The sequence below is a fragment of the Nocardiopsis sp. NPDC006198 genome (genome assembly GCF_040613895.1).
GTDB classification, from domain to species: Bacteria; Actinomycetota; Actinomycetes; order Streptosporangiales; family Streptosporangiaceae; genus Nocardiopsis; species Nocardiopsis tropica.
This window is the reverse complement of sequence record NZ_JBEXSY010000040.1, coordinates 51,623-61,658: the sequence shown is the minus strand read 5'-3', so window position 1 is coordinate 61,658 and position 10,036 is coordinate 51,623. Positions and strand designations below refer to the sequence as shown.

Here is a 10,036-nt window from a genome sequence, read left to right as displayed (position 1 = left end):
GGTCCCCCCGCCATGGGGGGCCACAACATCCACCAACCGCCCCCCCAACCCCACCCCGCCCCCCCCCCCCCGCTCCGGGCCCCCCCCCCCGGGGGGGGACGGCGCCCGTTCGCGTCGGGGCCCGGTCCGGCGGCCCCGGGGCCGCCGGACCGGAAGAGGCCTTAGGCCTTGCGGAAACCGAAGGCCACGCCGAACTCCTCGGAGGAGGCGGTGTGCAGGTCCCGTGCCATCTCCCCGGCGGTGAACGCGTCGGCCAGCACCTCGCCGGCGATCGCATCACCGTGCTCGGTGAGCGCCAGTTCGGTGGTCTCGTCCGTGGCCGTCCACCACACCTCGATGCGGTCGGACACGTCCAGGCCGCTCTTCTTGCGGGCGTCCTGGAGCATGCGGACCATCTCCCGGGCCAGACCGGCGCGGCGCAGCCGCGGCGTCAGCTCCAGGTCCAGGGCGACGGTCTCACCGGCCTCGGACGCCACGGCCCAGCCCTCCCGGGGCTGCTCGGTCACGAGCAGCTCGTCGGCGCTGACCTCGACGGGCTCGTCCTCGACCCGCACCCGCGCCCAGCCGCTCTCGCGGACCTGTTGCACCAGGGAGGCGGGGTCGGCGGCCTCGATGGCCTTGGCCACCAGCGGGGTGCGCTTGGCGAACCGCTTGCCCAGCGCCCGGAAGTTCGGCTTCACGATGAAGTCCACCAGGTCGCCGCCCACGGAGGACAGCGCGTCCAGCGACTCCACGTTGAGCTCGTCGGACACCTGGTCGCGGAGCTGCTCGGGCAGGCCGGCGAAACCGGCGGCGCCCACCAGGGCGCGGGCCAGCGGCTGCCGGGTCCGCACGGCGGAGTCCACCCGGGCCGACCGGCCCAGCTCCACCAGGCGGCGGGCCAGCGCCATCTGCCGCGACAGGTCCGGGTCGACGAGGTCCTCGCGCACCTCGGGCCACGACGCCAGGTGCACCGACTCCGGCGCGTCCGGCCGGCGTACCGACGCCCACACGTGGTCGGTGAGGAACGGCACGATCGGCGCCATCAGCAGCGTGACGGTCTCCAGGGCCTCGAACAGCGTCGCGAACGCGGCGGCGCCCTCGGGGGTGTCCGCACCGCCCCAGAACCGGCGGCGGGAACGGCGCACGTACCAGTTGGACACGTCGTCCACGAAGGCCGTCAGACGGCGTCCCGCGGTCGTGGTGTCGAACGAGTCCAGCGCCGCCGTGACGTCCCTGACGACCTCGTTCAGCTCCGAGAGCAGCCACCGGTCCAGGAGCGGGCGGTCCTCGGGGGCGGGGGCGTCCGCCAGCCGGGAGTGGTCCCAGCCCCCGCCGGCGTTCGCGTACAGGGTGAAGAACGAGACGGTGCTGTAGTAGGTCAGCAGCACCTTGCGGACGATCTCCTCCAGGGCGGAGTGGCCGACCCGGCGGGCGGTCCACGGTGAACCGCTCGCCAGCATGAACCAGCGCAGCGCGTCGGCGCCGTGCTTGTCCATGACCGCGATCGGCTCCATGACGTTGCCCAGGTGCTTGCTCATCTTCCGGCCGTCCTCGGCGAGGATGTGGCCGAGCACGACCACGTTCTCGAAGGAGTTGCGGCCGAACACCAGGGTGCTCACCGCCAGCAGGGAGTAGAACCACCCGCGGGTCTGGTCGATCGCCTCGGAGATGTACTGCGCCGGGAAGTTGTCCCGGAAGGTCTCCTCGTTCCGGTGGGGCGCCCCCCACTGGGCGAACGGCATGGAGCCGGAGTCGAACCAGGCGTCGATGACCTCGGGGACGCGGCGGGCGACCCGCTGCTCCTCGGGCAGGGACGGGTCCGCGTCCGGGTCGGGGATGACGATGTCGTCCACGAAGGGGCGGTGCGGGTCCAGGGAGGACAGGTCCCGGCCGCTGAGGCGGCCCAGCTCCTCCAGGGAGCCCACGCAGATCTGGCGGCCGTCGGGGAACTCCCAGATCGGCAGCGGGGTGCCCCAGTAGCGGTTGCGGGACAGCGCCCAGTCCACGTTGCCGCGCAGCCACTCGCCGAAGCGGCCCTCCTTGACGTTCTCCGGCACCCAGTTGGTGACGTCGTTCTGCGCCAGGAGCTCGTCCTTGACCGCGGTGGTGCGGATGTACCAGGACGGGACCGCGTAGTACAGCAGCGCCGTGTGGCAGCGCCAGCAGTGCGGGTAGGAGTGCTCGTAGCTCAGGTGGCGGAAGAGGAGCCCGCGGTCCTTGAGGTCGCGGACGAGCGTCTTGTCGGCCTCCTTGAAGAACACCCCGCCGACCAGCGGCAGGGGGGACTCGAAGGTGCCGTCCGGGCGGACCGGGTTGACCACGGGCAGGCCGTAGGCGCGGCCCACGAGCATGTCGTCGGCGCCGAAGGCGGGCGCCTGGTGGACCAGGCCGGTACCGTCGTCCACGGTGACGTAGTCGGCGAGCACCACGTAGTGGGCGGGCTCGTCGAAGGGCACCAGGTCGAAGGGGCGCTCGTAGGTCCAGCGCTCCATCTCCTCGCCCCCGTAGCTCTCGCCCGTGAGCTCCCAGCCCTCGCCGAGGACCTTGTCGAAGAGCGGACGGGCCACCACGAGGCGCTCGTCGCCGTCGGTGGCCACCACGTACTCCACGTCCGGGTGCACGGCCACGGCGGTGTTGGACACCAGCGTCCAGGGGGTGGTCGTCCAGACGAGCAGCGAGGTCGGGTGCTCGGGCGAGGCGAGCGGACCGGAGGTCACGGGGAAGCGGACGTACACCGACGGGTCGGTGACGGTCTCGTACCCCTGCGCGAGCTCGTGGTCGGACAGGGTCGTGCCGCAGCGCGGGCAGTACGGGCTGATCCGGTAGTCGCGGACCAGCAGGCCCTTGTCCCAGATCTGCTTGAGGGCCCACCACACGGACTCCACGTACTGCGGGTCCATGGTGCGGTAGGCGTCGTCCATGTTCACCCAGTAGCCCATGCGCTCCGTCATGGTGGTGAACGCGTCGACGTTGCGGAGCACGGACTCGCGGCAGCGCTCGTTGAACTCGGCGATGCCGAAGGCCTCGATGTCCTTCTTGCCGGACAGGCCGAGCTCCTTCTCCACGGCGACCTCCACGGGCAGGCCGTGGCAGTCCCAGCCCGCCTTGCGGTCCACGTGGTAGCCGCGCATGGTGCGGAACCGGGGGAACACGTCCTTGAACGCGCGGGCCTCGACGTGGTGCACGCCGGGCTGGCCGTTGGCCGTGGGCGGGCCCTCGTAGAAGACCCAGTTGGGGCCGCCGCGGGTCTGGTCGAGCGAGCGCTGGAAGACGTCCTCCTTCGACCAGCGGCCGAGGACGTCCCGCTCCATGGCCGGCAGGTCGATCTGCGCGGGGAGCTGGGGCAGCGGTCGGGATGCGGGCCGGGGGTCGTTGGCCACGGTCGTACCTTTCCATCAGGGTCGTTCCTGACGGAGGGACGAGGCACGGGCCCCGCGGTACCACCCTCCTTGGACCGCGAGCGCGCCGCAGGGCGCGCGTCGGTAGGGTCCCACTTCGTTGCTCTGTGCCGGTTCTACTGGAGCCGCCCGCGCGGGCGGGCCCGTTCTTCCGGCGGTTCCGGGGTGATCTTCGCGCTGGTCGTGCCCCCGGGCTCGCACCGCCCCCGGGTCGCTTGGGCGGGCCAGGCCTTCTAGGCTGTGATCCGTCCGGTCGGGGCCAGCGCTACTCGTCCCCATCGACACCTGGAGCCAGGATAACGCAGCGCGGCGCTTCCGCCGTGCGCTCTTGTGACGGAGGGGGCCGCTGTGGCGGAGGACGTGAGGGGCGCGGTCCTCGTGACCCTGTCCGACCGGGACGACGCGGTGGAGCTGGCGGAGCAGCTCCTGGAGCAGGGCTACGAGCCGTGCCGCGTGCACCGGGACATGCTCGCGGGCGAGGACGACGCCGAGGACGCGGACTGGGTGATCGAGGTGCTGACCGGTCCCCACGGCGGGCCGGCCGTCTTCGACGAGCCGCACCTGGCCGCGCTGGCCGAGGACTACGGCGGTTTCGCGGCCGCGGAGTAGGGCCCGTCGCCCCTGTCGCGCCGGGCGGGGGCCGCCGCAGCGGCGCACCGTCCCGATCATTGCCTTGCACCGTGGGATTGCCTAGGCTTCGCGGCACCGATCACGGCACCGCCCGGGGGAGGACCCGCAGGTCGGCGAGGTCCGGGGTGTGCCGAACCATCTGGGAGGGGAATGCGATGAAGGCCACCGAAGCCTCCATGCTGCCGGTCCTGCCGGGGGAGGACCCCTGGACCACGGAGGAGCTGACCGGGATCCGGCGAAGGCTGGAGGAGGAGATCGCGGTCGCGCGGCGGGAGATCCGCGAGGCGGAGGACGCGCTCGCCGACCGGCTCACCGACCCGGTGGACGGCGCCGGGGACGACCCCGCGGACGCCGGGGCGAAGACCTTCCAGCGCGAACATGATCTGGCGTTGGCCTACAATACTCGTGACCTGCTCTCCAAGAGCGAGCGGGCGATCGAACGGATGGACGCGGGAACATACGGGGTCTGTGAGTCATGCAGCCTGGCCATCGGGAAGGCGCGACTTGAGGCCTTTCCGCGCGCCACCCTGTGCGTCACCTGCAAACAGCGCGAGGAGCGTCGCTGACTGAGGTAGAGCCCTCCGGGGACAGCAACATGACCACGTCCGACACGACCGGTGCGCGCCCGCGCAGGTACCTTCTCCTGCTGTTGGTCGCAGCCGCCGCGATCGTCGCCGACTTCCTCACCAAGGAGTGGGTCCTGGCGACCTTCTCCCAGGGCGAGCGCGTCGACGTCGTCGGCAGCCTCCTCCAGTTCACGCTGGTGTACAACACCGGCGCCGCGTTCTCCATGGGCACCGACTTCACCTGGGTGTTCACCTGCATCGCCAGCCTCGTGGTCATCGCCATCGGGTACATGGGGCTGCGGGTCCGCAGCGTCTGGTGGGGAGTGACGCTCGGCCTGATGATGGGCGGCGCCGCGGGGAACCTCGTGGACCGGTACTTCCGGGAGCCGGCGCCCTTCCACGGCGCGGTCGTCGACTTCATCAGCGTCGGGAACTTCCCGGTCTTCAACATCGCCGACTCGTGCGTGGTCGTCGGGGCCTGCCTGGTGGTGGCGCTGACCTTCAAGGGCCTCAACCTGGACGGCAGCGTCGTCGAGGAGGAGTCCTCGAAGAAGGACGACAAGGGTTCCGGGCCCCACCCGGACGACACCACCGAAGGGAAGGGCCAGTGAGCGACACGCGCAGCCTGCCCGTGCCCGACGGCCTGGAGGGCGACCGGCTCGACGCGGCCATCGCCCGCCTGTTCGGCCTGTCCCGCACACGGGCCGCCGAACTCATCCTCGACGGCAGCGTCCTGGTCGACGGGTCCGAGGCGGGCAAGTCCGACCGGGTCCAGGCCGGGGCCTGGCTGGAGATCACCCTCCCGCCGCCGCCCACGGCGCCCGTGCCGCGCCCCGAGGCCGTCCCCGGCATGCGGATCGTGCACGAGGACACCGACATCATCGTGGTGGACAAGCCCGTCGGCGTGGTCGCCCACCCGACGGTCGGCTGGACCGGGCCCAGCGTGCTGGAGGGCCTGCTGGCCTCCGGCGTGCAGCTGGCGACCAGCGGCGCCGCCGAGCGCCAGGGCATCGTCCACCGGCTGGACGCCAACACCACCGGCCTCATGGTGGTCGCCAAGAGCGAGACCGCCTACAGCGTGCTCAAGCGGGCGTTCAAGGAGCGCACCGTGGACAAGCGCTACCACACGCTGGTGCAGGGGCACCCCGACCCGCTCCGCGGCACGGTGGACGCTCCCATCGACCGGCACCCCGCCGGCGACGGCCGCTGGGCCGTGGTCGCGGGCGGCCGTGCGTCGGTGACGCACTACGACACGCAGGAGGCCTTCCGGGCCGCCAGCCTCCTGGAGATCCGGCTGGAGACGGGCCGCACCCACCAGATCCGGGTGCACATGGCCGCGCTGCGCCACCCGTGCGTGGGCGACACGCTCTACGGGGCCGACCCCACCCTGGCCGAGCGGCTGGGCGTGCGGCGGCAGTGGCTGCACGCCGTCCGGCTGGGCTTCGAGCACCCCACCGAGCACCGCCCGGTGGAGTTCTCCAGCACCTACCCCGCCGACCTCGAAGCGGCGATCGACGTGCTCCGCGAGGACTGACGGCGCCGTTCACGCGAAGGGGCGGCGGGCCCGGGCCCGCCGCCCCTTCGCGTGCGGTCGGGGCCCGGGCCGCGGCGGCGCGACGCGGCGGACGCGGACGACGCCCTGGCACAGGGCGGCCCCCAGGACGACGACCACCGCGCCCAGCGGCTGGTTCCAGGTCAGGGTCTCGCCCATGAGCACGATCCCGGCGGTGATCGCCACGACCGGCGCCACGTAGGTGACGGTCGTGGCCACGGTCGCCCCCGCCTCCCGCACGATCGCGTACTGGAGGATGTACGCCACCCCCGTGCCGAGTACGCCCAGGACGGCCACCGACGCCACCACCTGCCAGGTCACCCCGGTGGGCGCCTCGGTGAGGAACGGGACGAGCAGTGCCAGGGGGAGGGAGCCGAGGAGCAGCTGGAGCGAGCTCAGCTCCAGGGCCCCGTGGGAGCTGCCCGCGACGAAGCGGCGCAGGTAGGGGGTGCCGATGCCGTAGCAGGCCGTCGCGCCCACGACGAACAGCATGCCGACGACGGCGTCGCGGTCGCCGGCGGCCACCTCGCCCAGCGTGTTCCACACCCCGAAGACGGTGAGCACGCCGAGGAAGCCGATCCCGAGTCCGAGGACCCTGTCCCGGTCGGGGCGCTCGTCCGAGAGCAGCGCCATCGAGAACACCACGCCGAACAGGGGCGTCGCGGCGTTCACGATCCCCATCAGGGCGGAGGGGATGAGCTGTGCGGCGTACCCGAACAGGGTGAAGGGGACCGTGTTGAGCAGCAGCGCAGCCACGAACATGTGGCCCACCAGGCGAGGAGAGGTGGGGAGGCGCCCGCCGCGCAGAAGTACGAGCGCCAGCAGGGGGAGCGCGCCCGCGGCCATGCGGCCGAGCGCGAGCTGCGCGGGGGACAGCGCGCTCGCCCCGACCTTGATGAAGACGAAGCTCATACCCCAGATCAGGGCGAGGAGGGCGAACTTGGCGCGCCAGTCGGAGAGCGGGTGCGGCGGGGGGCCGGACGTGGTCGCGGCGGAGGGGACGGCGGTCATGGGATGTTTCTATCCTGCACCGACGCATTAGGACTACTTCGTATTTCTTAAGGCGGAGGTTAGGCTTGCTTACATGCTCAGCGTCGACCGACTCCGGGTCCTCCACACCATCGCGACGCACGGCTCCCTCACCGCCGCCGCCGAGGCCCTCCACGTCACCAACTCCGCCGTCTCCCAGCAGCTCACCAAGCTCGAACGGGAGGTGGGCCAGCCCCTCGTCGAACGCAACGGCCGGGGCGTACGCCTCACCGACGCCGCCGAGCTCCTGGTCGAGCACACCGCGAAGATCCTCTCCCTGGTCCACCGGGCCGAGGCGGACCTGGAGGCGCACCGCGACGACGTCACGGGCCACCTGCGCCTGAGCGCCACCCCCACTGCCGTCCGGGGACTCCTGCCCCACGCGCTCACCTCCCTGCGCGAGGCGCACCCTGGCCTCCAGGTGGAGCTCCACGAGGAGGAGCCCCACGAGAGCGTGCCCTCGATGGCCCGGGGCGACGCCGACCTCGCCATGGTCATCGACTGGGTCGGCTCCCCGCTGGCCCTGCCCGCGGGGATGAGCCGGGCGCCGCTGCTGGAGGACGTCGGCGACATCGCCCTGCCCGCCGACCACCCCCTCGCCCACCGCGAGCTCCTCGAACCGGAGGAGATCCTCGACCTGCCCTGGATCAGCTGGTCGCGCGGGTCGATCTGCGACGACTGGCTCCACGGCATGATCCGGGCGCGCGGAGGCGAGCCCCGCGTCATCCACAACGTCGAGGAGCACCAGACCAAGCTGGCGCTCATCGCCGCCGGGATCGGAGCCGCCGTCATGCCCCGGTTGGGCCGGGGGCCCCTGCCGGACGGGGTGCGGGTGGTGCCGGTACAGCCCGCGCTGGTCCGGCAGGTGTACGCGTTCTGGCGCACCGACGCCTCGCGCCGCCCCGCGATCCGGGCCGCCGTCCGCGCTCTGCGTGAGGCCGCGGCCGCCTACGCGGACTGAGACCGGGGCCTTCCGGCGTCCGGGCGGAACACGGACCGGCCGCCCCGCCGCGCGGACGCGCCGCGCGGCGGGGGACCCGCTACCGGTCCCCGCCCAACAGGCCGGACAGGGTCGCGGTCGGGCTGATCACCTCCGGGTCGGTCCGGACGTCGACCAGTGTCGGAAGGTCCGCGCCGACCGCCTCGGCCAGCGCCTTCTCCAGTTCCTCGCGGGTGTGGGCGGTCGCGCCCCGAGCCCCCAGCGACCGCGCGTACCCGGCCAGGTCGAGCGGGCCGCTGATCCGCGTCCCCGCGATGCGCCCCAGCTCCCGGGCCTGGTGCATGGCGATCGTGCCGTAGAGCCCGTTCTGGAACACCACCACGGTCACGGCCGCGCCCTCCCGCACCGCGGTCTCCAGCTCCTGCCCGGTCATCAGCGCGCCGCCGTCGCCGGCCACGGCCACCACGGTCCGGTCGGGAGCGGCGATCTTGGCCGCCACCGCCGCCGGCACGGCGTAGCCCATGGCCCCGCTGGTGGGCGCCAACTGGGTGGAGGGGTGCCGGAACCACCAGCCCCGGTGCAGGAACGTCGCGAAGTTGCCCGCGTCGTTCGTGATCAGGGCGTCCTCGGGCAGGGCCGCGCGCATGGCCGAGACCACCGCCCACGGGTGCAGGCCCCGGCCCGCGTGGTCCGCGGCGTGGGCGGGCGGGACCGTGCTGTCCACCCACCTCCGGCGGGCCGCGCTCCAGTCGCGGTAGGGAGCCTGCACGGGGGACCCGGCCAGCTCGCGCAGAGCCTCGCGGGCGTCGGCCACCGCACCGAACCACAGGTCGGCGGTGGCGCCCACCTGGCCGGGGTCGATGTCGATCTGCGCGATCCGTGCCCTCGCCGGGTCGGGCAGCCGGTACCCCTGCGTGGTGGTCTCGCTCATCCGGCAGCCGACCACCAGCACCGCGTCCGCCTCCGACAGGGCGTTGAGCACGGGCTTGGGGCACCCCAGTCCCAGGTGGCCGAGGTAGAGCGGGTGGTCGTTGGGGAACACGTCCTGGCGCCGCCACGAGGCGTACACCCCGGCGCCGAAGCGCTCGGCCACCCGGACCAGGTCCTCCCGGGCCGCGCGGGCGCCCCCGCCCGCGACGATCACCGGCCGGACCGCCCGGATCAGCCAGGCGGCCAGCCGGTCACGGGCCTCCCCGCCCAGGGGAGGGCGGGGGACCACGTGCGGGCGCGGCGGATCCTGCGGTCCCACCCGGTGGCCGAACAGGTCGCCGGGCACCGCGATCGCCACCGGCCCCGGACGGCCGGTGGTGGCGACGCGGACCGCCCTGGCGGTCACCTCCGCGAGCCGGTCGGCCCTGTGCACGGTGGTCGCCCACTTGGTGATGGGGGCGTAGAACGCGGTGAGGTCCACCTCCTGGAAGGCCTCCCGGCCCAGCCGGCCGGTCTCCGCCTGCCCCAGGAACACGATCATCGGCGTGGAGTCCTGCATCGCGGTGTGCACGCCCACCGCCAGGTTGGACGCCCCGGGCCCCCGGGTGGCCGCGGCCACGGCCGGTGTCCCGGTCAGCTTGGCCTCGGCCTCCGCCATGAACCCGGCGCCGTTCTCGTGCCGGGTCGACACCAGCCGCATCAGGGGGTGCTGGTCGACGGCGTCGGCGAGTTCGAGGAAGCTCTCCCCGGGGACGGTGTAGCACTGTCTGATCCCGGCGGAGGCGAGGACCTCCACCACCGCGTGAGCGGCGGTGTCGGTGGGTGGTGGGGTGCGGTCGGCGGCTGTGGCCATGGGGGTGGGATCCCTTCCATCGTCGCAAGGTCCACTCGGCGCGCCCGGGATCGGCCGGGCGCATGCGGCCGACTCTGACAGGCGGTCACGGGACGGTCAAGGACGGGCGCGGAGGCGGGAGGCGGTGGTGCGGGCCCGTTCCGACGGTGGGGGAGG

Annotated in this window: 8 protein-coding genes; 5 read left to right on the top strand and 3 right to left on the bottom strand. The window is 73.1% G+C overall.

Features of this window, described 5'->3' with window-relative positions; translation table 11 throughout:
* Positions 1-161: 161 nt before the first annotated feature.
* A complete protein-coding gene (ileS, locus tag ABZ234_RS23480; RefSeq protein ID WP_355013458.1) occupies positions 162-3,362 on the bottom strand; it encodes an isoleucine--tRNA ligase in 3,201 nt (1,066 codons plus the stop codon).
* Between the two features lie 366 nt (positions 3,363-3,728).
* Between ileS and ABZ234_RS23475 the strand changes: the two genes are divergently transcribed.
* The 4 genes from ABZ234_RS23475 to ABZ234_RS23460 all read left to right on the top strand — a co-directional run bounded on the left by ABZ234_RS23475 (position 3,729) and on the right by ABZ234_RS23460 (position 6,110).
* Positions 3,729-3,989: a hypothetical protein gene (locus ABZ234_RS23475; RefSeq protein ID WP_267945809.1), complete on the top strand. Its 261-nt coding sequence runs from the start codon at positions 3,729-3,731 to the stop codon at positions 3,987-3,989.
* 176 nt (positions 3,990-4,165) lie between these two features.
* Positions 4,166-4,576 carry a TraR/DksA C4-type zinc finger protein gene (locus ABZ234_RS23470; protein WP_267945808.1) on the top strand — a complete coding sequence of 137 codons (411 nt, stop codon included), beginning with the start codon at positions 4,166-4,168 and terminating at the stop codon, positions 4,574-4,576.
* 29 nt (positions 4,577-4,605) lie between these two features.
* A complete protein-coding gene (gene lspA / locus ABZ234_RS23465; protein WP_267945807.1) occupies positions 4,606-5,187 on the top strand; it encodes a signal peptidase II in 582 nt (193 codons plus the stop codon).
* A complete protein-coding gene (locus ABZ234_RS23460; RefSeq protein ID WP_267945806.1) occupies positions 5,184-6,110 on the top strand; it encodes an RluA family pseudouridine synthase in 927 nt (308 codons plus the stop codon). Before lspA ends, ABZ234_RS23460 begins: the two co-directional genes overlap by 4 nt.
* 9 nt (positions 6,111-6,119) lie before the next feature.
* Here the strand turns inward: ABZ234_RS23460 and ABZ234_RS23455 are convergent, their stop codons facing one another.
* The gene (locus tag ABZ234_RS23455) at positions 6,120-7,139 is read right to left on the bottom strand and encodes a DMT family transporter (RefSeq protein ID WP_355013457.1); all 1,020 of its coding nucleotides are present in this window, start codon (positions 7,137-7,139) and stop codon (positions 6,120-6,122) included.
* 73 nt (positions 7,140-7,212) lie between these two features.
* Here ABZ234_RS23455 and ABZ234_RS23450 point away from each other — a divergent pair, with 73 nt between their 5' ends.
* Entirely contained in the window at positions 7,213-8,118 is a 906-nt protein-coding gene (locus tag ABZ234_RS23450) for a LysR family transcriptional regulator (RefSeq protein ID WP_267945804.1), read from the top strand.
* Positions 8,119-8,197: 79 nt separating this feature from the next.
* Here ABZ234_RS23450 and ABZ234_RS23445 read toward each other — a convergent pair whose 3' ends face one another.
* The gene (locus tag ABZ234_RS23445; RefSeq protein WP_355013456.1) at positions 8,198-9,880 is read right to left on the bottom strand and encodes a thiamine pyrophosphate-dependent enzyme; all 1,683 of its coding nucleotides are present in this window, start codon (positions 9,878-9,880) and stop codon (positions 8,198-8,200) included.
* Between the last annotated feature and the right edge of the window lie 156 nt (positions 9,881-10,036).